This window comes from Nocardia aegles (assembly GCF_052545135.1).
On the sequence record NZ_JBQWRI010000004.1, the window covers coordinates 380015 to 402943 of the forward strand.

General features: G+C 70.1%; 14 protein-coding genes, 1 other RNA gene and 1 pseudogene. 8 read left to right on the forward strand and 8 right to left on the reverse strand.

Translation table 11 applies throughout. The features are described from left to right. Positions 1 to 77 precede the first annotated feature (77 nt). The 3 genes from ACT89H_RS15260 to ACT89H_RS15270 all read right to left on the reverse strand — a co-directional run bounded on the left by ACT89H_RS15260 (position 78) and on the right by ACT89H_RS15270 (position 6216). On the reverse strand, positions 78 to 3089 hold the full coding sequence (locus ACT89H_RS15260) for a bifunctional [glutamine synthetase] adenylyltransferase/[glutamine synthetase]-adenylyl-L-tyrosine phosphorylase (RefSeq protein ID WP_445109245.1): 3012 nt from the start codon (positions 3087 to 3089) through the stop codon (positions 78 to 80). A gap of 57 nt (positions 3090 to 3146) precedes the next feature. Then, entirely contained in the window at positions 3147 to 4484 is a 1338-nt protein-coding gene (glnA, locus tag ACT89H_RS15265; RefSeq protein WP_445109246.1) for a type I glutamate--ammonia ligase, read from the reverse strand. 193 nt (positions 4485 to 4677) lie between these two features. Continuing rightward, entirely contained in the window at positions 4678 to 6216 is a 1539-nt protein-coding gene (locus tag ACT89H_RS15270; protein WP_445109346.1) for an alpha/beta hydrolase, read from the reverse strand. Positions 6217 to 6402: 186 nt separating this feature from the next. On the opposite strand from ACT89H_RS15270, the gene panB reads away from it, so the two are divergent. From panB to ACT89H_RS15290, 4 genes and pseudogenes are all read left to right on the forward strand, one after another. After that, positions 6403 to 7257 (forward strand): 3-methyl-2-oxobutanoate hydroxymethyltransferase, encoded by an 855-nt coding sequence (gene panB / locus ACT89H_RS15275; RefSeq protein WP_445109247.1) that lies wholly within the window; start codon positions 6403 to 6405, stop codon positions 7255 to 7257. Positions 7258 to 7432: 175 nt separating this feature from the next. Beyond that, positions 7433 to 7900, forward strand: a complete 468-nt coding sequence (locus ACT89H_RS15280; protein ID WP_445109248.1) for a hypothetical protein — start codon at positions 7433 to 7435, stop codon at positions 7898 to 7900. 14 nt (positions 7901 to 7914) lie between these two features. Beyond that, a pseudogene (gene pip, locus ACT89H_RS15285) lies at positions 7915 to 8868 on the forward strand (prolyl aminopeptidase); the annotation flags it as partial. Positions 8869 to 8907: 39 nt separating this feature from the next. Then, positions 8908 to 9768 (forward strand): CHAD domain-containing protein, encoded by an 861-nt coding sequence (locus ACT89H_RS15290; RefSeq protein ID WP_445109347.1) that lies wholly within the window; start codon positions 8908 to 8910, stop codon positions 9766 to 9768. Between the two features lie 62 nt (positions 9769 to 9830). Here ACT89H_RS15290 and ACT89H_RS15295 read toward each other — a convergent pair whose 3' ends face one another. Both ACT89H_RS15295 and ACT89H_RS15300 read right to left on the reverse strand, forming a co-directional pair. Next, the gene (locus ACT89H_RS15295) at positions 9831 to 11282 is read right to left on the reverse strand and encodes an RNB domain-containing ribonuclease (RefSeq protein WP_445109249.1); all 1452 of its coding nucleotides are present in this window, start codon (positions 11280 to 11282) and stop codon (positions 9831 to 9833) included. Positions 11283 to 11298: 16 nt separating this feature from the next. Next, positions 11299 to 11613, reverse strand: a complete 315-nt coding sequence (locus ACT89H_RS15300; RefSeq protein WP_445109250.1) for a hypothetical protein — start codon at positions 11611 to 11613, stop codon at positions 11299 to 11301. A gap of 452 nt (positions 11614 to 12065) precedes the next feature. On the opposite strand from ACT89H_RS15300, the gene ACT89H_RS15305 reads away from it, so the two are divergent. Continuing rightward, entirely contained in the window at positions 12066 to 12440 is a 375-nt protein-coding gene (locus tag ACT89H_RS15305) for a hypothetical protein (protein ID WP_445109251.1), read from the forward strand. An 87-nt stretch (positions 12441 to 12527) separates the two neighbouring features. Here ACT89H_RS15305 and rnpB read toward each other — a convergent pair. Then, positions 12528 to 12942: RNase P RNA component class A (rnpB, locus tag ACT89H_RS15310), an RNA gene on the reverse strand. A gap of 36 nt (positions 12943 to 12978) precedes the next feature. Between rnpB and ACT89H_RS15315 the strand changes: the two genes are divergently transcribed. The 3 genes from ACT89H_RS15315 (at position 12979) to ACT89H_RS15325 (ending at position 14825) form a co-directional block, all read left to right on the forward strand. Next, positions 12979 to 13866: an alpha/beta hydrolase gene (locus ACT89H_RS15315; protein ID WP_445109252.1), complete on the forward strand. Its 888-nt coding sequence runs from the start codon at positions 12979 to 12981 to the stop codon at positions 13864 to 13866. A gap of 121 nt (positions 13867 to 13987) precedes the next feature. After that, positions 13988 to 14554: an NUDIX hydrolase gene (locus ACT89H_RS15320; RefSeq protein ID WP_445109253.1), complete on the forward strand. Its 567-nt coding sequence runs from the start codon at positions 13988 to 13990 to the stop codon at positions 14552 to 14554. Continuing rightward, positions 14454 to 14825 carry a GNAT family N-acetyltransferase gene (locus ACT89H_RS15325; RefSeq protein WP_445109254.1) on the forward strand — a complete coding sequence of 124 codons (372 nt, stop codon included), beginning with the start codon at positions 14454 to 14456 and terminating at the stop codon, positions 14823 to 14825. The genes ACT89H_RS15320 and ACT89H_RS15325 overlap by 101 nt, the downstream gene beginning before the upstream one ends. 6 nt (positions 14826 to 14831) lie before the next feature. On the opposite strand, the gene ACT89H_RS15330 is transcribed toward ACT89H_RS15325, so the two are convergent. Together ACT89H_RS15330 and ACT89H_RS15335 are read right to left on the reverse strand one after the other, a co-directional pair. Continuing rightward, on the reverse strand, positions 14832 to 15497 hold the full coding sequence (locus ACT89H_RS15330; protein WP_445109255.1) for a hypothetical protein: 666 nt from the start codon (positions 15495 to 15497) through the stop codon (positions 14832 to 14834). A 121-nt stretch (positions 15498 to 15618) separates the two neighbouring features. Further along, complete coding sequence (locus ACT89H_RS15335; RefSeq protein WP_445109256.1) at positions 15619 to 22854, reverse strand: non-ribosomal peptide synthetase; 7236 nt, start codon at positions 22852 to 22854, stop codon at positions 15619 to 15621. Positions 22855 to 22929: the final 75 nt, after the last annotated feature.

Genomic DNA, 22929 nt, shown 5'->3' on the forward strand with positions numbered 1-22929 from the left:
GAATCGTCCTGGATCTGAGGGAGACTCGGGTTCAGGCCACCTCTGCCGAGCTGGTCGGTTGATGGTAGAGGTGTTCGTCAGCTACCGAAGACTCGTTCGACGACCGCTTTCGCGCGCCGCGTGACGCGCATGTAGTGGTCGAGGAATTCGCTGCCGTCGTCGTTGGGCCACCCCGCGACGCGGGCGATGGCCGAAAGGAGCCGCCCCGGACCCGGGAGCTGGTCGCTCGGCTTGCCGCGCACCAGGACCAAGGCGTTGCGGGCGTTGGTGGCGGTCAGCCACGCGTCGCGCAGCAGCGCTACGTCGTGAGCGTCCAGCAACTCGGTCTGCTCGATCACGTCCAGTGCCTCGAGCGTGGAGGTGTTGTGCAGGCCGGGTACCTCGTGGGCGTGCCGCAGCTGCATCAGCTGAACCGTCCACTCGATGTCGGCCAGGCCCCCGCGCCCCAGCTTGGTATGGGTCGCCGGATCGGCGCCGCGGGGCAGCCGCTCGGCATCCACCCTGGCCTTGATCCGCCGGATCTCGCGCACCGCCTCGGCCGACACCCCGCCCTCCGGGTACCGCACCTTGTCGATGACGTGCAGGAAACGCACCCCCAGTTCCTCGTCGCCGGCCACTTGGTGGGCCCGGAGCAGCGCCTGCACCTCCCAGGGCTGCGCCCACTGCTCGTAGTACGCCGCGTAGGCGGCCAGCGTGCGCACCAGCGCGCCGTTGCGCCCCTCGGGACGCAGCCCGGCGTCCACGTGCAGTGGCGGGTCGGTGCTCGGCGCGCCGAGCAGTCGCTGTACCTGGTCGGCCACTCCGATCGCCCACTTCACGGCCTTGGTCTCGTCCTCGCCCGGCCGCGGGTCGCACACGAACAGCACGTCCGCGTCGGAGCCGTAACCGAGCTCCATGCCACCGAGCCTGCCCATGCCGATCACCGCGATGTCGGCGGGCGCGCGGCAGCCCAGGTCCGCTTCGGTCGCCCGGATCACCGCGCGCAACGACGCCTCCAGCACCGCGACCCACACCGACGACAACGCCCGGCACACCTGCGGCACGTCGAGCATGCCGAGCAGGTCGGCCGACGCCACCCGTGCGAGTTCGTGCCTGCGCAGCGAACGAGCGGCGGCCACAGCGCGTTTCGGGTCGTCGTACCGTGCGGCGGCGGTGAGGATGCCGCGGGCCACCTCGTCGGGCTGCGGGCCGAGCAGCAGCGGGCCGCCCGGGCCGTCGGCGTACATCCGGATCGTCTCCGGCGCGTTGATCAGCAGATCGGGTAGGTATTCCGAGGAGCCGAGCACGATCATCAGCCGTTGCGCGATCGCCCCCTCATCGCGCAGTTCGCGCAGGAACCAGATCTGGTCGGCGAGTCCCTCCGACACCCGGCGATAGGCCAGCAGGCCCGCGTCGGGATTCGGTGTGTCCCCCAGCCATTCGAGCAGCGTGGGCAGCAGCAGGGCTTGAATGCGGCCCTTGCGGGACACCCCGCCGGTCAGGGCCTTGAGGTGGCCGAGGGCGTGTTCCGGCGCCGCGTAGCCGAGAGCGGCAAGCTGGCGGATGGCGGCCTCGGGGCTCAGGCGCAGCGCGTCGGGTTCCAGCCGCACCACCGAATCCAGCAGCGGCCGGTAGAACAACTTGGCGTGCAGGCGCCGCACGCGCACCGCGTTCCGGCGGATCTCACTGCCCAGCACACCCACCGCGTCCTGCCTGCCATCCGGCCGGATGTGCGCCGCGCGGGCCAGCCAGCGCATGCCCTCCTCGTCGTCGGCGGCGGGCAGGGTATGGGTGCGACGCAACCGCTGCAACTGGAGCCGGTGTTCCAGCAGCCGCAGGAACTCGTAGGAGGCCGTGAGATTGGCCGCGTCGTCACGACCGACGTAGCCGCCCGCGGCCAGCGCGGTCAGCGCCTCGACGGTGCCTTGCACGTGCAGCGTCTCGTCGACTCGCCCGTGTACCAGTTGCAGTAGCTGCACCGCGAATTCGACGTCCCGCAGGCTGCCGCGCCCCAGTTTGAGTTCGCGTTCGCGCAGATCGGCGGGGACCAAGTCCTCCACGCGGCGGCGCATCGCCTGCACGTCGGCGACGAAATCGGGACGCTCCGACGCCGACCACACCATCGGCATCAGCGCGGCGCGGTACTGCTCGCCGAGCGCGATGTCACCGGTCGCCGGACGATTCTTCAGCAGCGCCTGGAACTCCCAGGTGCGGGCCCAGCGCTTGTAGTAGGCGACGTGCGAATCCAGTGTCCGCACCAGCGCACCGGCTTTGCCCTCCGGCCGCAGCGCCGCGTCGACCTCGAAGAACGCCTGACTCGCCACGTTCATCAGCTCGGCGGCCAAGCGTGTGGCGATGCCGTCGGCGGGCTCGGCGACGAACACCACGTCGACGTCGCTGACATAGTTCAGCTCGCGCGCGCCGCACTTGCCCATCGCGATCACGCCCAGCCGCACCGGAACCGGCTCGTCCTTGCAGACCCGCGCCACCGCGACCGCCAGCGCCGCGGTCAGGGCGGCGTCGGCCAGGTCGGTGAGCTGCCTGCCGACCACCTGGTAGGGCAGCACGGGCTCGTTCTCCACCGTGGCCGCCAGATCCAGCGCGGCCAGCAGCATCAGATGATCGCGGTACCGCTTGCGCAGCGACGCCACCACTTCGGGTCCGGAGATGCCCGCGCGAAACAGCATCGGCGTCGCGTTCGGCCCTGCCTCGGGTGCCGCGTCGACCACCGCGAGCAAATCGGCGATCAGCTCGTCGCGTCCGGGTAACCCCTTGCGGCGCAACCCTTCCCACGCCTCCGGCGCCGCGACGAGATGATCACCGAACGCGCTGGACGAGCCGAGCAGCGCGAACAGCCTGCCCCGCAGCGACGTATCGGTGCGGACCGCCGAATCGACGGCGGCCCAACCGTCCCCGATGCTCGCGCGCAGCCGCATGAGCGTGCTCAACGCGAGATCGGCGTCCGGCGCGCGGGACAGCGACCACAGCACGGGAATACTTTCGACGTTGTCCCAACCCAGGTCGCGCAGCGACGCGGCGGCGGTCGGCTCGAGCAATCCGAGCCGACCGACACCTGGGACAGCGGAGCGGGCTGACGGTGGCCGGACCATGGTTCTCAAATTACAGGGCCGACACCGAGCGCACGCCGCCCCCGCACGTCGCCCGGGTTACAACCCGAGGTATTCGCGGAGTTCGAACGGCGTGACCTGGCTGCGGTAGTCCGCCCACTCCCGGCGCTTGTTGCGCAGGAAGAAGTCGAACACGTGCTCGCCCAGGGTCTCGGCGACCAGCTCCGAGCGCTCCATCGCCGCCAGTGCCTCGTCCAGCGTGCCGGGCAGCTCACGGAACCCCATCGCGCGCCGTTCGGCGACGGTCAGCGACCACACGTCGTCCTCGGCCTCCGGCGGCAGCGTGTAGCCCTTCTCGATGCCCCGCAGACCGGCCGCGAGCAGCACGGCGAACGCCAGGTAGGGGTTGCACGCGGAATCTGGGCTGCGGATCTCGACACGGCGCGAGGACGACTTGTTCGGCGTGTACATCGGCACGCGCACCAGGGCGGAACGGTTGGACCGGCCCCACGAGGCCGCGGTCGGCGCCTCGCCGCCGTGGATGAGGCGCTTGTAGGAGTTCACCCACTGGTTGGTGACCGCGCTGATCTCCGAGGCGTGCTCGAGGATGCCCGCGATGAACGCGCGCGCCGTCTCCGACAGGTTGATCGGGTCGCCGGGGTCGTGGAAGGCGTTGGTCTCGCCCTCGAACAGGCTCATGTGCGTGTGCATCGCCGAGCCCGGGTACTGGGCGAACGGCTTGGGCATGAAGGTGGCGCGCACGCCCTCGTCGATGGCCACTTCCTTGATCAGGTAACGGAAGGTCATCACATTGTCGGCCATCGACAGAGCGTCGGCGTAGCGCAGGTCGATCTCCTGCTGGCCCGGAGCGCCCTCATGGTGACTGAACTCCACGGAAATGCCCATGGATTCCAGCGCGTCGATGGCGTGGCGGCGGAAGTTCGGCGCCGAGTCGTGCACGGCCTGGTCGAAGAACCCGCCGGTGTCGGCGGGTACCGGCACGCCGCCGTGCGGACCGTTCTCCAGCAGAAAGAACTCGATCTCCGGGTGCACATAGCAGCTGAAGCCGACGTCGGCCGCCTTGTTCAGCTGGCGACGCAGCACGTGGCGCGGGTCGGCCCAGGACGGTGAGCCGTCCGGCATGGTGATGTCGCAGAACATACGCGCGGAGTGCTGGTGGCCCTTGCTGGTGGCCCACGGCAGCACCTGGAAGGTCGACGGATCCGGCCGGGCGACCATGTCGGCCTCGGAGACGCGGGCGAAGCCCTCGATGGCCGAGCCGTCGAAACCGATACCCTCTTCGAACGCGCCCTCCAACTCGGCGGGCGCGATCGCGACGGACTTCAGGTAACCCAAGACGTCGGTGAACCAGAGACGCACGAAGCGGATGTCCCGCTCTTCGAGCGTCCGCAGCACGAATTCCTTCTGGCGATCCATGCCCGCGAGCGTAGGCATCCGGCGTTAAATCTGTGTTACATACACGCTTAAGATTGCTGACCTGGATTTTCTCGGAAGACTCCGCACAGTCGGATCGTCCGGTTTGTGAGATTTTTCCGGTGAGATATGGCCGGTGAGATTTTGCCGGACCGATCCGGGTCGCGTGACCGATCAGCAACCGAACGCCCCCGGCTCAGCAGGTGAGGCCGGAAGTGGGCTCGGTCAGGTCGACCAGATAGGCGATGACCGCGTCGTCGACGCAGGGGACGCCACCGGCCAGCGCCACCGTGTGCCGGTTGCCCCGATAGGTGATCAGCGCGGCGCCCAGCTGGTCGGCCAAGTCGACTCCGGCCTGATACGGGGTCGCCGGGTCGTCGGTGGTCGACACCACCACCGTCTTCGGCAGGCCGGTCACGGAAATGCGATGCGGCGCACTCGAATTGGGCACCGGCCAGGCGGTGCACAGTTCCAGCGGCGCCGAGCCGGTGCCGCGCCCGTCGTCCAGGAACGGGGCCGCCTTCCGGTATTCCGCGTCCTGGCGCCCGGCCACCGCGCGATCGGTGATGCGCGGATCATCCACACAGCGGATCGCGTTGAACGCGTCGGCGGTGTTGGCGTAGGTGCCGTCGTCGCGGCGGCCGTCGTACAGGTCGGCCAGCGTGAGCAGCGTGTCACCGCGCCCGTCGCGCAGTTCGGACAGTCCGAGCGTCAGCACCCGCCAGAATTCGTCGGTGTAGAGGGCCTGGCGCACGCCGGTGAGCGCGTCGCCGTAGGTCAGCCCGCGCGGATCGGTGGTCGCCGCGGGCTTGTCCCACAGCGGGTTCACCAGCGCGCGGAACCGCGGCACCGCCTGCGCCGGATCGGCGCCCAGCGGGCAGTCCGGCTGCCGCGCGCAGTCGGCGGCGTAGGCATCGAACACCTTCTGGAAGCCCGCCGCCTGGCGCAGCGACTCCTGCACCGGATCCTGCGCGGAGTCGATGGCGCCGTCCAGCACCAGGGCGCGCACGTGGTCGGGGAACCGCTCCGCGTATGCCGAACCGATCTTGGTGCCGTAGGAGTAGCCGAGGTAGGTCAGCTTCGCGTCGCCGAGCGCGGCACGCATGATGTCGAGGTCCTGCACCACCTCGCGGGTGCCGACATGGGCGAGGAACTCCTTTCCGGTCCGCTCGGCGCAGCGGCCCGCGTACCGGCTGTTGTCGGCCTCGGCGTGCGCGATGCCCGCCGGCGTGTAGTCCTCCTCCGGCTCCGCGCGCTCGGCGTCCTGCTCCTGGGGTGTCTGGCAGACGATCAGGGGGGTGGAGGAACCGACGCCGCGCGGGTCGAAGCCGATCCGGTCGAAGCGCTCGGCCAACGCCGTCTTGTTGCCGAGCGACGACAGGCCGAGGCCGGACTCCCCTGGCCCGCCCGGGTTCATCACCAGCGAACCGACCCGCCGCCCGGTCGCCCGCATCCGGGACACCGCGATCTGCGCGGTCGGCCCGTCGGGCGCCGCGTAGTCCAACGGCACGGTGATCCGCGCGCACTCCGTGCTCGGCGGCAACCGGTCGTCCGGCCCGCCGAATCCGGTGCAGTCACCCCACTGCACCGCCTGGCCGTAGAACTTCTCCAGCCCGACGGGCGCCGCGGGCCGCGGCTGCCCCGTTTCGGTGTGCGTGACAGCGCACCCCGACACCAGCACAGCGAGCGACGCCAGCACCGCCACCGGGAGCGCACCGCGCCCACTCCGCACCATCGACATGCCTCGATAGTGCCATCGGGCAAACGCGGCGGCCGCCCCGGGCGAACCCTTCCCGCGCTGTGACCAATCGCACCGGTCATCGGCCTGATCCGCCTCGGTGGCGGGTGGCACACTGAATCTCGTCAGACAATCCCGGGGACCCGGACGGGCCTCGAGGCGACACAGACGAAAGGGACGATGATGTCCGGATCCGATTCGGAAACCCCTGTCTACGGTACGGTGCCCGCCGAGCCCAAGAAAATGCGCAAAACCCGGGTGCACCACCTGCGGCAGCTGAAAGCCGACGGTGAACGCTGGGCGATGCTGACCGCCTACGACTATTCCTCGGCCCGGCTGTTCGAAGAAGCGGGCATTCCCGTGCTGCTGGTCGGCGATTCCGCGGCCAATGTGGTGTATGGCTACGACACCACCGTGCCGATCACCGTCGACGAGCTCATCCCGCTGGTGCGCGGGGTGGTGCGCGGCGCTCCGCACGCGCTGGTGGTGGCCGATCTGCCGTTCGGCACCTACGAGTCCTCCCCGCAGCAGGCGCTGGCGACGGCGACCCGGTTCATGAAGGAGGGCGGGGCGCACGCGGTGAAGCTGGAGGGCGGCGATCGGGTCGCCGAGCAGATCGCGGTGGTCACCGCGGCGGGCATCCCGGTCATGGCGCACATCGGCTTCACCCCGCAGAGCGTGAACACCCTGGGCGGATTCCGGGTGCAGGGCCGCGGCGACGGCGCCGAGCAACTGATCGCCGACGCCATCGCGGTGCAGGAGGCGGGCGCGTTCTCCGTAGTGCTGGAGATGGTCCCGGCCGAGCTGGCCGGACAGGTCACCCGCAAGCTCACCATTCCGACCATCGGCATCGGCGCGGGCGCCGACACCGACGCCCAGGTGCTGGTCTGGCAGGACATGGCCGGCTACACCAGCGGCAAGACCGCGAAGTTCGTCAAGCGTTTCGGCCACGTCGGCGACGAACTGCGCACCGCGGCAGCGGCTTACGCCGACGAAGTGCGCCGGGGCACCTTCCCCGGACCGGAGCACTGCTTCTGAACCCGCCGCAGAGTATGACGCGGACCATAGCCGATCTCCGCATCGGCCATCTGCGACCCGACGAGCTACGCGCACCTCGGCTGAACTCTTCCCACGAAAGACGGCCGGTTCGGGCCGGTCGGCAAAATCAATGGCAGACTCGATGCCGACAATCCCGACACGACCAGAGGTATCCATGCCGTACAGCCGTTGGATTTCACGCAGCACCCTGCTGGCGGCGGGCGCTCTCGCCGCCGCGGCATTGACCGCTTGCGGCAGCAATTCGGGCCCGGCACCCACCGGCAGCTCGAGTTCCACCACGGTGTCGGCCACCGCCACCCCGGGCGCCACCGCCGCTCCGGGCACCACCTCCGGCCGGGTCGCGCCGACGAGCCCGGAGATCTCCGACGCCGCCGCGGCCCAGCTGTGCGACATGATCCGGCCGGAACTGTCCAATTGGCGGGTCCAGGGCGGGACGCTGGGCACGATCGGGCTCAACGCCCTGGTGCACGAGTGGGCGCTGCGCAACGGCGGCATCAACGGCGCGGTGCTGGCGGACAAGCCGATCGTCGACCGCGTCACCATCAAGGCCTGCCCGGACGTGCGCCAGCAGGCCGTGGAGGCGCTGGGTATCCCCGACCTGGCCTCTGGCCTGGCGTTCTGAGCCGGGCGGCCGTAATGCGCACCCTCTATCCCGAGATCGAGCCGCATGCCTCCGGCATGCTGGCGGTCGGCGACGGCCAGTCGGTTTACTGGGAGGTCAGCGGCAACCCGGCCGGCAAGCCGGTGGTCTTCCTGCACGGCGGGCCCGGCGGCGGCACCGCGCCGTTCCATCGGCGCTTCTTCGATCCGGCCGCCTACCGGATCGTGCTGTTCGACCAGCGTGGTTGCGGCCGCTCCACCCCGCACCTGGCCGACGGCGCGAGCCTGGAGCACAACACCACCGGCCACCTGATCTCCGACATCGAAGCCTTGCGCGAACATCTCGGCATCGCCCGCTGGCAGGTGTTCGGCGGTTCGTGGGGTTCCACGCTCGCGCTGGCCTACGCGCAACGGCACCCCGGCCGGGTGACCGAACTGGTGCTGCGCGGCATTTTCCTGTTGCGCCGCAAGGAAATCGACTGGTATTACAACGGTGCCGCGGGTTACGTCTACCCGGACGAGTGGGAGAAGTTTCTCGCGCCGGTGCCCGAGGACCAACGCGATCAGGATCTGGTCGAGGTATACCACCGCCTGTTGCACTCGCCCGACGAAGAACTCGCCCGCACGGCCGCGATCGCCTGGTCCCGCTGGGAGGGTGCGACGAGTTCGCTGCTGCCCCACCCGGATCGGGTGGCCGAGACCGCCGAGCCGCGATTCGCGCTGGCGTTCGCCAGGATCGAGAACCACTACTTCCGGCACGGCGGGTTCCTCGAGGAGGGCCAGCTGTTGCGTGACATCGGCGCCGTAGCGCATATCCCGGCCGTGATCGTGCAGGGTCGCCACGACATCGTCTGCCCGGCGGTCAGCGCGTGGGAATTGCACCGAGCCTGGCCCGGCTCGGTCCTGCACATCGTGGACGACGCGGGCCACGCGGCGAACGAGCCCGGCATCACCCATCACTTGGTCGAGGCCACCGACCGGTTCGCCGAAGCGGGGGCGAGCACGGTGCTGACGGCGGGGAACGCTCTGGTGGACGCTTTGCGCGAGGACATCGACCGGCTCTTGGCCGCCGAACCCGAGGTCCGCGCCGACGCGGAGGACTCGGTCCATCAGATGCGGGTGGCCACCCGCAGGCTGCGCAGCGTGCTGCGGTCCTACGGCACACTGCTCGCCAAGAAGCCCGCCGCCACGATGGGCGCGGAACTCAAATGGCTGGCCGGATTGCTCGGCGAAGCGCGGGACGCGGAGGTGCGCGCCGATCGGTTCGCCACGCTGCTGGCCGACCAGGCCGAGCGGGCCGATCCGGCCGAGCTCGACGCCGTCACCGCGCGTCTGGTGGACGCCGAGCGGGAGCGCTATCGCGCGGCGCACGACGAGGTGCTGACCGCGTTGGACGGCGCACGCTACCGCGAGTTGCGCGACGAACTGTCCGGATGGCGCACCGATCCGCCGCTGCGCCCCAACCGCGCCGAAGCGGCGGCGGCGGACGTGTTCCGGGAGGTGCTCCGGCGCGACCTCGACCGGGTGGAATCCCTGATCCGCGTCGAACCCACCGTCGACCCGCTCGAACGGGTGGAACTGCTGCACGATATCCGCAAGAGCGCCAAGCGGCTGCGGTATTCGTGCGAGGCGGCACAGCAGGTCCTCGGCGACGACGCCGCCGATCGCGGCGTCCGGGCGAAGAAGCTGCAGACCGTGCTCGGCGACCACCGCGACGCGGTGGAGTCGCACGACGCGATCCTGCACCGGGCGGCCGAGGCCGCGGCGGCGGGCGAGAACGCCGGCTTGTACGAGATGCTCGCGGCCACGGAGGACGCCGCGGCCGGTCGTGAGCTGAGCCGCTACCCGGTGACGGCAGCGGCACTGTTCGGAGCCGCCGCCTCTCGGTGACCCGGCATCCCCCGCGGTCGGCGCGTTCCTCGACGACCGCCTGTCCTCACCCACCGCACCCGTTACGCCGGATAGCCGAAGGACACTTTCCGCTCCATCGGGTCGGCCGACAGCAGCCGCACCCGCACGGTCTCGCCTTCCGGTGGGCTCCCGGCGCACGGGCCCAGCACCGGCGGGTCGGCGACGAAGACCACGGCAGGCCGGCTGCCGTTGGCCTCGCGCACCACGACGGCGTCGAACGCCTCGCCGGTACGCTGCGCGAGCAGGGTCGATTCGGTCAGGTCGATGCAGGCCCGTTCGATCTTGCCCGCGACGCCGTCGCTGCGCCGCATGGAGTCGGCGGCACTCGCCAGCCCCTCCCGCACCCAGCGCGGCACGTCGGCGCCCGCGCACCGGGCCAGGCAGATCTCGGTCGCGAACCGATCCGACAACCGCCGCAGCGGAGCGGTGACGTGCGCGTAGGGCGCGCCGATCGCGCTGTGCCGCAGCGCTTCCGGCACGTGCGGCGCTTGCGGCGCACCGTCGAGCACGGTGTAGGAGGCGCCGCGCAGCAGGGTCGTCGCCTCGGACATCAGCACCAAGGCCGCGGGAGTCCCGGTGTCCAGCCGGGCCAGCATCTGCCCGACCGCTTCGCCCTCTGGCCAGGCCACGCCCAGCGCCTGCGCGGTCCGGCGCATCGAATCGATCGCGGATTCCTGCGGCGGCGGCATGGTGCGCAGCAGCGCCACCCGATGACCCTCCGGTCCGGCCGCGTCCAGCATGATCCGCGCCGCGCACATGCCGGTCAGCAGCGAGACCTGCTCGTTCCAGTCGTCGGCGGCGGTGCGCGGTTCCACCACCAGTCGCCAGTGCCCGTCGGCGCGCTCGTCCTGGACGACACTCTGCGCGGGCAATCGCAGCCCGATCGCACCGCGCGCCAGACCCGCCTCGATGCGCCGCGTGCCGAACTCCGGCAGGGCAGCGATCGAGGGATGCAGCCGACCCGACTCCGCGTCGGCCTGCACGGTCGAGTAGTCGAGCCGGGCACGGGAGCGCACCAGGGCGCGGACCACCGAGAACCGCACCGGTTCGGCGTGCTCGTCGAGTTCGATCGTCCACAGCGCGGCCGGACGCGTGCGGTCCGGAAGCAGGCTGGCGGACCCTTCCGACAACGCGGGCGGGTGCAGCGGCACGGTGCCGTCGGGAAGGTAGAAGGTCTGGCCCCTGGCGCCGGACTCCTTGGCCAGCGCGCCGTCGGGGAAGATCACGGCGCCCACGTCGGCGATGGCGTAGTGCACGGTGAAGCCGCCGGGGGTGCGTTCGATATGCAGGGCCTGGTCCAGATCCATGGCCCCGGGTGGGTCGATCGTCACGAACGGGATGTCCGTGCGATCGACCCGGTCGCCCGCGAACGCGTCCACCGCGTCGCGGGCCTCGGCACTGGCCTCGGCAGGGTACGCCGAGGCCAGGCCGAACTCGGACCGGATGGCGCCGAAATCGACCGGTGCCGACACGATCCGCTGGTGGAGTTCCACGCTTCCGCGCCGGGTCCTACTGAAGCGCCAGCATGGTGCCGTTCAACTGGTCGAACGGCCCGTAGACGGTGAAGGTGACCCGGCCGTTCGGCACCGAGGACGACACCTGAGCCGCCGCGTCCAGCGCTTCACCGAAGGAGGCGGCGGACGGATGCGGCAGCCCGGCGATAGCCAGACCGACATGATTCTGGTGCACCCACGCCGTGTCGGCGGGACTCAGGTCGACCTGAACCCCGCCCGGCAGCGGGGTCACCGCGACTGCGCCGGCCGAACCCGCACCCAGCACCGCGAAAATCGAAGCGGCGCCTGCGACCAATGCGCCGGCAACCATGGAGCGAACTACTCGCATATGTGTTGAGACCTGCTTTCCCGCGATCGAAGTATGAATGGCCCGGCGCTGCCCCGCACCGGGCCTTGCCAACGGCGACTACTTTATGACGTCGATCACGATCAGGGCCAGTTCAGTACGAATCGGACAGCGGAGGATCGCGCCCCGAGACACGACCGCGCCGGCGCTGCTAACGTGGCCCGCCGTGACGGGCGTGGTGCGCCCGCGCGTTCGGAAAATGTCCCGCACGTCGACAATTTGGGAGCTCCATACCTATGTCATCGATTTTGTTCGACTATCTGTTGCCGCTGCTCGGCCCCGAGCAGGCCGCGTACTGGGCGCAGGTTTTCGTGATCGATCCGATCTGACTCGCGCGATTCTTTTCCCACTACTCGTCGCCTCCCGTTAACCTGACGGGAGGCGACGGTGGTTATCGGCCGCTAGCATGCCGCTCCGTGACAAGAACTACCGCCGCGATCGCGGCCAGCGCCACCCTCTTCGCCCTGCTCCTCGCCGGTTGCGGGGACGACAAGACCAGCACTGCCACCTCGTCCGCCGCCACCACCACGGCGGCACAGGCCGCCGCCCAGGTCGACAGCGTGAAGGCGGGTGCGTTCGTCGTCAGCTTCCGCGGGGCGTTCCCCAAGCTGGCCGAGGGCAAGGACGACGCGAAGATCGCCAGCGTCCTGACCGAAACCTGCGGCGACATCAAAGCGGGTAAATCCGAGGACGACGTCGTCAAGAACATCATCAAGCGCGCGGGCGGCCACACCCAGCCCAGCCCCGAGGAAGCCAGGGCGATCTACCAAATGGCCAAACTCATGTGCTGACCCCGCTCGATCAGGGCGTGCTTCGCACACCCGCTGATTCCGCCGCGCACCGCGTGCGGAATCGAGCCGGTGTGCGAACTCCCCGGGCGGACGAGTTGGTCTGTAAGCCGGATCCTGTCCCCGGCACCGGGCCGGGAGGCGGCCATCCATCTGGGCACTCCGTCGCCGGGTGCCTCGAGCGGTCCACCCGCAGGCTCGGGCGAGCAGCCCTCGAGCGCCTGCGCAGCCGCACCGCGTACGGTGCGGCCTTCGACCTTGCTCCGGGCGGGGTTTACCGAGCCGCCCCGGTCACCCGGGGCGCTGGTGCGCTCTTACCGCACCGTTTCACCCTCACCGCACGACCACTGGGCCGTGGGCGGTCTGTTTTCTGTGGCACTGTCCCGCGGGTCACCCCGGGTTGCCGTTAGCAACCGCCCTGCTCTGTGGAGTCCGGACTTTCCTCGGCGCCGGGCGGCGGCACATCCGTGCCCGTTCCCGACGCCGCGGCCGCCCGACCAACTCGTCCGCCAGAACAGGATACTGGGTACGGTTGGTGGCCATGGAACGTGTCGAGGTCGGCTTCCCATCCGGAAGCGAACAGTGCGCGGCGTGGCTCTATCGCCCGGACGGCGCACCCAAACCCCGCCCGCTAGTGGTGATGGGACACGGCCTGGGGGCCAATCGGGAAATGGGACTGGATCGGTACGCGCGGCGTTTCGCCGCCGCGGGAATGGCGGTCCTGATATTCGACTATCGGCATTTCGGCGCCAGTCAGGGCATGCCACGCCAAGTGCTGAGCATCGCGCGCCAGCGCGCGGACTGGCATGCCGCCATCGCGTACGCGCGCACGCTGCGCGGTATCGACGCGACCCGGATCGCGTTGTGGGGCACGTCGTTCGGCGGCGGGCACGTGCTCTCGGTGGCGCCGGACGATGCCTATATCGCGGCTGTCGTCGCGCAAGTGCCGTTCACCAGCGGCCTGTCCTCGGCGTTGGCGAAGGGGCCGATCAGCCTGGTCAAGGTCAGCGCCATCGCGGCCACCGACCTGCTGGTCGGAACGCTGCGGCGCAAGCCGATCGGCGTCCGGCTGGCCGGACGCAGAGGCGCCGCGGCGCTGATGAGCGCACCCGACGTGCCGGACGGCTTTCGCAGGCTGACCGACGAGAGCGAGACCTACGAGCCGAAAGTAGCCGCGCGCGTGGCGTTCTCGGCGCTGTTGGACGCACCCGGGCGACGGGCGAAGGCCCTGAAGATGCCGGTGCTGTACGCGCTGTGTGACGATGATTCCGTCGCACCGGTGAAATCGGCGCTGCGCGCCGCCGAACGCACCAAGCACGCGGTGGTGAAACGTTATCCCGCAGGACATTTCGACATCTATTTCGACGAGGTCTTCGAGAAGACCGTGTACGACCAGACCGAATTCCTGGTGTCGGTGCTGCGGCCATAGGACGTTCGCGGCCCGGCCCCGCGGCCGGGCCGCACATCGGCGCCGCGTCGTACACGGCCCGGCTGAAACCTGTCGTGCTGGACGGCTGAACCTGTCGGTGCCCGGCGCTACCGTTCGTGCCATGCATCCCGCCACCACCGCGGTCGCCGAGACCGTCCGCCGGATCGTGCCGCTCGACGAGCTCGAACGGCAGCACATCGACACGACGCTGCGCTGGCTGGCGTCGACCGACGACATCTTCCGGCGGGCCAAACCAGCGACGCCGCCGCGGCACCTGGTCTCCTATGTCGTGCTGGTCGATCCGGCGGCACGGGCGGTGTTGCTCGGCAGACATCGCCTCGCCGGGCTGTGGTTGCCGACCGGAGGGCATGTCGATCCGGGCGAGCATCCGCTCGACGCCGCGCGGCGTGAAGCGGCCGAGGAGATCGGCGTGCAAGCCCGTTTCGACGTCGTCGGGCCCGACCCGCTGTTCCTCACCGTGACCACCACCGTCGGCTCGGGCGCCGGTCATGAGGACGTCAGCCTCTGGTATGTCATCCGCGGTGACCGCGCCGACGATCATGCCCTCGATCCGCGCGAGTTCGACGGTGAACGTTGGTGGGAGCTGGACGGATTCGCCCGCCACGACACCGATCCGCACTTCGGGCGTTTGCGCAGCAAACTCGACATCGCTCTGCGACCCGGCTGAGGGTTTCCTCGAGTCGACGGAATCGGCCGATGCTGTCGTCGCGGAACAGGCCCGCGGGCACGGGATCGGCAGGGCATTGACCACGGACGCGATCCGCCGGTACGTGCCGGCCCCCGGCACGCTCGAGGTGGTCACCTTCGGGCCCGACCATCCCGGCGCGGGCACCGGCGGTGCGCGCGCGTTCTACGAGCACCTGGGCTTCCATCCCGCGGAGGCGGCGGATCCCGGGCCGAACGGCGGATCTCGGCAGATCTACCGGTGTCGCGTGTGAGTCGGGTCAGCCCCGGCGCAGCGCGCGCCAGAAGATGAAGGCCAGGACCGCAGCGGGAATCGCGGCGAGGAGGGGTTTGTCGCGCAGCGTCTCCAGAAGCGTGCGGCCCGGACGAGCCACCGGCCCGGGGATTCCCGCTGCGCCACGTTCGGCGGCAGTGGCGACGTCCGCCTGAACCTGCTCGGCGCGTTCGGCGGCGCGTCGAACCGACTCCGTTACCGGCGTTTCCTGCCTGCTCCCGGTTTCGGCCGCATGCCTGCCGGTGGATTCCGGCTCCCGTTTCTCCCCGGCACCAGCGGCGGCGCTCGCCTGCGCGGCCGTATCGGTCGGAGCCTCGGCCGACGACACGGTCGCCCCCGCGTCGGGCGTGCTGCCCGCCTGCGGGGCCGTACCGGTCGGAACCATCCCCGAAGTCACCGTCTCCGCCGCATCGGCGGTGCCGCCCGCCTGCGCAGCTACGTCTTCCGCGACCTGCGCCGCGCTTCGCGGGTCCGGTGTTCTCCCGGCGCCGCTGGACGTGTTCGCCGTGCGCTGGGTGGCGCTCTGCTCCCCAGCGGCCCCGTGCGCCGCGTCGTCGGCCGGTTGCCCGGTTCCGGCCGACCGGCCACCGGAGACGCCCGCGGTGCCCGGTACGTCGTCGGTCCTGTTGTCCGTGGGTTCGCGCTCGTTCATGGCTGTCTCCTGTGCTGGGCCTCGCGGTGCGGAGCGGGTGTCTCGGATGCCGTCGCGGCCCGGATACCCTGCGGATCGGCGGACAAACCGGACCTCGTCGGCCGCCACTCCAGCTCGAATCTCAGGCGTCCAGCATGGACTCGTCCCATTCGCGGTCCAGATCGGGGTCGGCGGCCGACATCACCTCGTCCAACCGCAGCCCCACCTCGCCGATGTTCGGCTCGGTCATCATGTTCAGGTGATCGCCGGGCACGTCGATCATCGTGAACCGGCGCGCCGCGTACTGTTTCCAGCCGTTGTCGGCGCTGTCGAACATGCTGCCCACGGTCTTGTGCGCCAGGTCGACGCCCGGCGGCAGGCCCTCGATGGCGTGCAACAGCGTGATGTCGCGCTCGTACGGCTCGAGCTCGTAGTCCAGCATGGCCGAGTAGTTGGCGAAGAACACCTCGTAGAGACGCCGGATCGTCTGTGGCGAACTGTCGTCGGGCAGGATGCCCGATCGCACCGACTCCGCCAGCATCGCCGCGAACAGGTCCTCGGAATTGTGCACGTCGGGCTCGAAATCGACCAGGGCGGAATTGCTTCCCCGCGCGTACCACAGCAGCTCGAGGAAGAACCACCGGATGAGCTTCTCCTCCGGAATCGGAGTGCGGGTCTGCGCGCGCAGCGCCATCGTGTCCAGCAGCGTCACACTGGCGACCTCGTGCTCGGGTAGCCGGCGGGCCATCTCCAAGGCCACGTAGCCGCCGAACGACCATCCCGCCAAGTGATACGGCCCCGTCGGATGCACCCTCCGCACCGCTTGCAGATACGACTCCGTCATCGCGGGAATGCTCTTCTCCGGGGCGCTGCCGGTATCCGCGCCCGCCGCCTGCAATCCGTATACCGGGCGATCCGGATCCAGATAACGCGCCAGGGCCAAGTAGCACAGCACGTTTCCGCCGATCGGGTGCACCAGGAACAACGGCGGCTTGCCGCCGCCGACGCTGATCGGCACCAGCGGATCGAACGTGCGCCGCACCTGACCCGACCGCACCAGCGTGGCGATCCCGGCGGCGGTGGGCGCGCCGATGAACGCGTCCAGCGGCACCTCGACGCCCCAGCGGCGCGACAGCGCCATCACCACGCGCATCGCCCCGATGGACGTACCGCCCGCAGCGAAGAAGTCGTCGTCCACGCCGATCGCCCGCAGTCCCGCGTACTCGGCCAGCAGTTCGACCGCCGACCGCTCGTACTCATCGGCGGGTTCCCGCCGTGGCGACACCGATTCGGTGGCATCCTCCCCGTAGGCGCGCAGCGTCGCGTCGTCGCGCTTGCCGCTGGGCGTGCGGGGCAGTTCGTCGAGCCAGGCGAACCTGGACGGAACCATGTGCGCGGGGAGCATCGAGCGCAGGTCGTGTCGCAACGCGGCGAGGTCGGTCTGCTCGGGCGCGCCGACCAGGAACGCGATCAGCGAGCCGTCGATGCCGCCGAAACCGCGGGCCACCACGGCGGCCTCGGTGATGCCGGGGAACTTCTCGACCAAGCTCAGGATGCACAACTCGACTTCGGCCGGCTCCACCCGGAACCCGCGAATCTTCACCTGACTGTCGCTGCGGCCCAGGCAGACGAGGTCGCCGGAGAACAGCCGGACACCGAGGTCGCCGGTGCGGTACCGGATTCCGCCCGCGTGCGTGGCGACGAACCGCTGGGCGGTCAGCGCGGGCCTGCCCTCGTAGCCGCGGGCGATGCTGCGGCCGCCGAGATAGATCTCGCCGATCACGCCGTCCGGCACCGGCCGCAGTGCGCTGTCGAGCAGTTCGACGGTGTCACCGTCGACGGCGCGGCCGATGGGCGGCAGCGCGGGGAACTCGTCGGCCGGACCCGTCAGCGTGAACTTCGTCGCGACGTGGGATTCGGTGGGACCGTATTGATTCTCCAGCACCAGGCCGGGAACCACCTTGCACAGGGCGCGGATCTCGTCGGTGATGCGCAGCTGCTCGCCGGAGGAGATCAGCACCTTCAGTTCGGTCGGGAACATCCGGTGGTTCACAGCCGCCTCGGCGAACGCCTGCAAGGCGACGTACGGCAGGAAGAGCCGTTCGATGCCCTCCTCCACCACCGTGTTCAGCAGTTGCTCGACGTTCGATCGCAGATCGGCCGAACTCACCCGCAGCGTGGACCCGGCCGCGAGGGTGGTGAAGATCTCCTGGAACGACACATCGAAACTCAACGGCGCCAACTGCAGGGTGCTGCGCAGGCCGGTGCCGGTGGCCGCGCGGTTCTGCCAATCCACCAGGGAGGTCAGGCCGCGGTGCGGCATCGCGACACCCTTGGGCTCACCGGTCGACCCGGAGGTGAACAGCACGTAGGCCACCGCGTCGGGCGAGACGTGGTCGGGCAGCGTGACTTCCGCGTCGGGCGCGGAGTCGTCGAAGAGTGTGGCGGTGTCCAGCACCAAGTCGGCGTCGTCGACGATGTCGCGATAGGCGGCGTCGGCGATCACGCGGTGCGGGCGGGCGCGGTCGATCATCAGATTGAGCCTGGCTCGCGGATAACTGACATCCAGCGGAACACACGCGGCCCCGATCCTGGTCAGGGCGAGCACCAGCAGCACCAGTTGCGGGCGACGGCCCATCAGGATGCCGACCCGGTCGCCCGGCGACACCCCGAGTCCGACCAGGCGCCGGGCCAACCGGTCGGAGCGTTCGATCAGCTGGTCGTAGGTGACGGATTCGTCGTCGCCGGCCAGGGCGATGCGGGCGGGGTCGAGCGCGGCCGCTTCGGCCACCAGCGTGCCCACGTCGCGTGCGGTCGCGGGGCCGACACCACGGTCGATCGCCGCGTCGGGATCGGCGACGATACCGGCCAGCATGCGCAACTGCGTGAGCGCCACGGTCTCGCACTGCTCGGCGGTCAGGGTGTGGTCGCCGTCCACCCGCAACCACATCCGGCCGTCGCGCGGGTCCGTGGCGGCGGTGACCAGCAGTTGGAAGTTGGTCTCCTCGCGGGTGTCGAAGTCCAGCAGGCGCACGCCGTCCAGCATGAGCATGGGCTGGAAGACGTGGTAGTTGACGAAGTTGAACGCCGTCTCGAAAACCGGCCCGCCATCGGCGAGGATCGACCGCAGCGGGTAGCGGCGGAACGGGTAGGCCTCGCGTTCGCGACGCGCCAGCTGCTGCACCGCCGCGCGCCAGGTGGTCGCGGTGCCGTCCAATCGGATCGGCAGCGTATTGAGGAACAGCCCCGCCACTCGTTCGGCGCCGGCCCGGTCCGGGCGACCGTGGCTCACCACGCCGGTGGTGACGTCCGGGCGGCCGGTCAGCGCCCGCAACGCCAGGCAGTGCGCGGCCAGATACACCGATTTCTCCGGCACCTGGTGCCGCGTGGCGAACGCGGAGACCCGTTCGGCCAGTCTGCGCGGCACCAGCGCCCGCGCTCGCGGCACACCCGCCACCACCGGCTGGTGCGCCCCGAGCGCGGTGAGCGCGGTGGGTTCGGCGCCTTTCAGGGTGGTCAGCCAATACTCGCGGGCCGCGGCGTCGCGCGCCGCGCCCTGCTCGGCCCGCGCGTACTCCGCGAGCACGGTGGCCGGATGCGCCGTGGCCTCGACCTGGTCGCGGGTCATGCCGATGTGGTTCAGGTAATCCAGCAGCAGTTCCAGCACCGACGTGGCGACACTCCAGCCGTCCAGGATGGCGTGGTGGAAGCTCAGCACCAAGTCCACCGTGCCCACCGGCTCCCGCGGACCGGGGCGGACGAAGACCCGGATGGCGAACAGCGGAGCGACCGAGATGTCGTAGTGGGCGTGAGCGCGTTCCTGGAGATAGCTCTCGATCAGCTCCTCGACGTCCGCCTCGTCCAGATCGCCGAGGTCGACGATCTGGAATTCGTAGCTGGGCGCGGCGTGCACGATCTGCAGCGGAACCGAATACCTGCTCAGGTCGAACGACGAGCGCAGCGCGGGTTGCCGCCGCACCAGCCGGTCCACCGCCTCCCTGAATTGCGGGGCGGCCCACGGTACTTCGAGCCGGTAGCGGAACACGTCCTTGTAGGTGACCGAGTCGGCGCGCTCGATGCTGTGATACAGCATGCCCAGTTGCAGGGCCGTGGCCGGAAACGCGTCCTCGGCCTGCTGTAGTGCGGCGCGGTCGATCAGCGGCACCGTCTCCAGGGGCGCGGCGACGCGGCCGCGCTCGTCGTGGCGGTCGTCGCGCACGACGCGGGCCAGCTCGGCGATGGTCGGCGCCTGGTAGAAGGCGTCCACGTCGAAGTAGAGCCCGGCGCGTTCGGCGGCGGTGCGCACCGACAGCGCGAGGATGGAATCGCCGCCGTGGGTGAAGAAGTTGTCGTGCACGCCGATCGACTCGACGCCCAGTACACTGCGCCAGACCTGCGCGAGCCCGATCTCGATATCGGTGCGCGGCTCGGCGCCCGCGGCCGGATCGGCGCCGTCGCCGAGAACGAGTTGCTCGGCCAGGGCGCGCCGGTCCAGTTTCCCGTTGCGGGTCAGCGGGATCCGGTCCACCCGGAGCAGCCGGGACGGCACCATGTAGCGGGGCAGCCTGCCCGCGAGCTGCTCGGCGATCTCCTCCCCGGAGACATCGGCGCCGACGAAGTAGCCGACCAGTTGCACGCCGTGCGCCTCCGAGACCTCGTCCACCACGGCCGCCGCGCGCACCCCGGCGCAGCCGAGCAGGGCGTTCTGCACCTCGCCGAGGGTGATGCGGTTGCCGCGGATCTTCACCTGATCGTCGAAGCGGCCCAGGTATTCGAGGTTGCCGTCCGGCAGCCAGCGCACCAAGTCACCGGTGCGGTACCGGCGGCGCCCCGGCACTGCGCGATCATCGACGAACGCCGCGGCGGTCAGCTCGGGCCTGCCGCGATAGCCGCGGGCCACGCCGACACCCGCGATGTTCAGCTCGCCCGGCACGCCGACCGGCACCCGGCGGCCGATGTGATCGAGCACGAGCAGGTCGATGTTGTCGATGGGGCGGCCGATCGGCACCACATCGAGCGGCTCGTCCGCGGGGCAGTCGAAGTAGGAGACGTCGACGGTGGCTTCGGTCGGGCCGTAGAGATTCACCAGCTGCGGCGCTGCGGCTCCGGCGGCGGTGAAGGCGGCGTGGAACCGGCGCACCAGCGCCGGGGGTAGCGCCTCGCCGCTGGCGAAGACCCGCCGCACGCTGCCGATCCGTGCGACCGCCGCCGGGTCGGCCGCGAGTTCGTCGACGAACGCGGCCAGCATGGAGGGCACGAAGTGCAGCACGGTCACGCCGTGCGCGGCGATCGCGTCGGCGATGCGGCGCGGATCGCGCTCCCCGCCCGGCTCCAGCAGCGCCAGCCGGGCGCCGGTGATCGCCCACCAGAACAGTTCCCACACCGACACGTCGAAGGTGACCGGCGTCTTCTGCAAGATCACGTCCGACTCGTGCAGGGGGTAGCGCCGTTGCATCCAGGTCAGGCGGTTCACCACCGACCGGTGCTCGATCATCACCCCCTTCGGCACGCCCGTGGACCCGGAGGTGTAGATGAGGTAGCCGAGATCGGCTGGATGCGAGACGCTTTCCACCCCGCGCGCCGGGTCGGTGTCGGCCACCGTGAGCCTCGTGACGTCCAACCTGTCGAAGACCGCGCCATGTTCCGGCCCCGCCACCACGAAGCGCGCCCCGCAGTCGGCGAGCACGGTCTCGATCCGAGCGGCCGGGAAGTCGGGATCGAGTGGCACATAGGCGCAACCCGCCCGCAACACGCCGAAGATCGCGACGAGCATCTCCGTCGAGCGGGGCAGTACCACCGGGACGCACTCGTTGCCGGTCGCGCCGAGTGCCTGCAACCGGGCGGCGAACCCCTCGGCCAGCGTCAACAATTCGGCGTAGCGCAGTGGCTGCTCCCCGGACCCGGCGACCGGTTCGAGCGCGATCCGGTCCGGATGCCGCGCGGCCACGTCGGCGACCAGCCGGTCGATCGTCGTGTACGGGAAGTCCGCCCGCGGACCGGATTCGAACGCGGCGACGGCCGCCTGGTCCCGCCTCGACATCAACGGCAAGGCCGAAATCGGCGCCTCGGGCCGGTCCAGCGCCGCCACCACCAGCGCGCCGACGCCACGCACGACCGATTCGAGCGGGAAGTTCTCGTCGAAGACGTCCTTGTCGTAGTAGAGCTGGAGGTTCAGCGAGCCGTCGCGCGCGTGCTCGACGCCGAGGATGTTCAGCGCCTCGAGCACGGTGCCCGGATTGACGATGTCGAGGGTGCCGAGGATCTTGTCGAGGTGATCCGACGGCGGCATCTTGATATAGGAGTACGCCACGTCGAACAGCGGCGGCGCCGTCGGATCGCTGTTGAGGGCGCGCGCCAGGTCGCCGTACGGAAAACGTTCGTACCGCTTGAGTTCCCGGATCTGCGCGGCCACCTCCGTGGCGACCGCCGACAGCGGCTGGGCGGGATCGACCCGGATGCGCAGGGGGACCACGTTCGTCCGGTGCCCGGCGGTGCGGAAGGTCTCCGCGCTGTGCCGGTTGAGCATCGGGACGCCGATCACCACCTCCTCGGAGCGGTGAATGGTGGTCAGGTAGGCGGCCAGCGCCGAAACGGTGAACGCGAAGACGGAGAAGCCGGTGGCTCGGATGCGGTCCAGGAAGGCGGGTTCCACCACCACGCGTCGACGCCCCCGGTTGACGTCAGGGGTGCTCGAACGCCCGGAGAACAGCGCCGGAACCACTCCCTCGAAGCGGCGCACCAGCGCGTCCCGATCCGCCGCCCACTGTGGCGAGGACAGATACTCGTCGTGTTCGGCGGCGATCTTGCGATAGGTCGCCGCGCTGCGGTCGGTCTGCTCGGTGACCGGGTCCGGCTCGGCGAGCTGCTCGAGCGAGAGGTCGGTGCGGCTGTAGTTGTCCACCAGCGCGCTCCACAGCGCGTTCACGCCCCAGCCGTCGATCATCGCGTGGTGCATCGCGACGTAGAGATGGAAGTGGTCCGGTCCGTCGACCAGCGCGGCGATCCGGAACGGCTGCCGTGGCGGGGACGGCGTCACGTTGGCCCGGTTCACCCAGTCGCGGCGCGCCGCGGCCGGGTCCGACGCCCAGCTGAGATCGACGAACTCGACCTCGGGCAGCTCGTCGGACACCCACTGCCAGAACCGGCCCTCGGAGAACTCGAACCGCAGGCGCAGCGCCTCGTCGGCGAGCAACGCCCGGCGCACCACGGCCCGCAACCGATCCATGTCGAACGGCTCGCCCATGAACGCGCAATAGGCGTTTCGGGTGACCGGCACCGGGGCATACCGGTAGGCGACCGACAACACATCACGCTGGTACGCGCTGACCGGCCAGGCTTCGGGCGGTCTCTCGGAAGTAGCACTCGGTTCGAATGTCACAGTCACTCCTATCGCGACAGTCGCGGCACCGGCCGTGCGCGGATCTATCCAAGCCCACCCTGATCGCTGACACGC

What these genes read in the sequence shown, in the direction of transcription:
- ACT89H_RS15260 (WP_445109245.1), bottom strand. Translation starts at nt 3,089, where the DNA reads ATGGTCCGGCCACCGTCAGCCCGCTCCGCTGTCCCAGGTGTCGGTCGG.
- glnA (WP_445109246.1), bottom strand. Translation starts at nt 4,484, where the DNA reads ATGGATCGCCAGAAGGAATTCGTGCTGCGGACGCTCGAAGAGCGGGAC.
- ACT89H_RS15270 (WP_445109346.1), bottom strand. Translation starts at nt 6,216, where the DNA reads ATGGTGCGGAGTGGGCGCGGTGCGCTCCCGGTGGCGGTGCTGGCGTCG.
- panB (WP_445109247.1), top strand. Translation starts at nt 6,403, where the DNA reads ATGTCCGGATCCGATTCGGAAACCCCTGTCTACGGTACGGTGCCCGCC.
- ACT89H_RS15280 (WP_445109248.1), top strand. Translation starts at nt 7,433, where the DNA reads ATGCCGTACAGCCGTTGGATTTCACGCAGCACCCTGCTGGCGGCGGGC.
- ACT89H_RS15300 (WP_445109250.1), bottom strand. Translation starts at nt 11,613, where the DNA reads ATGGTTGCCGGCGCATTGGTCGCAGGCGCCGCTTCGATTTTCGCGGTG.
- ACT89H_RS15315 (WP_445109252.1), top strand. Translation starts at nt 12,979, where the DNA reads ATGGAACGTGTCGAGGTCGGCTTCCCATCCGGAAGCGAACAGTGCGCG.
- ACT89H_RS15320 (WP_445109253.1), top strand. Translation starts at nt 13,988, where the DNA reads ATGCATCCCGCCACCACCGCGGTCGCCGAGACCGTCCGCCGGATCGTG.
- ACT89H_RS15330 (WP_445109255.1), bottom strand. Translation starts at nt 15,497, where the DNA reads ATGAACGAGCGCGAACCCACGGACAACAGGACCGACGACGTACCGGGC.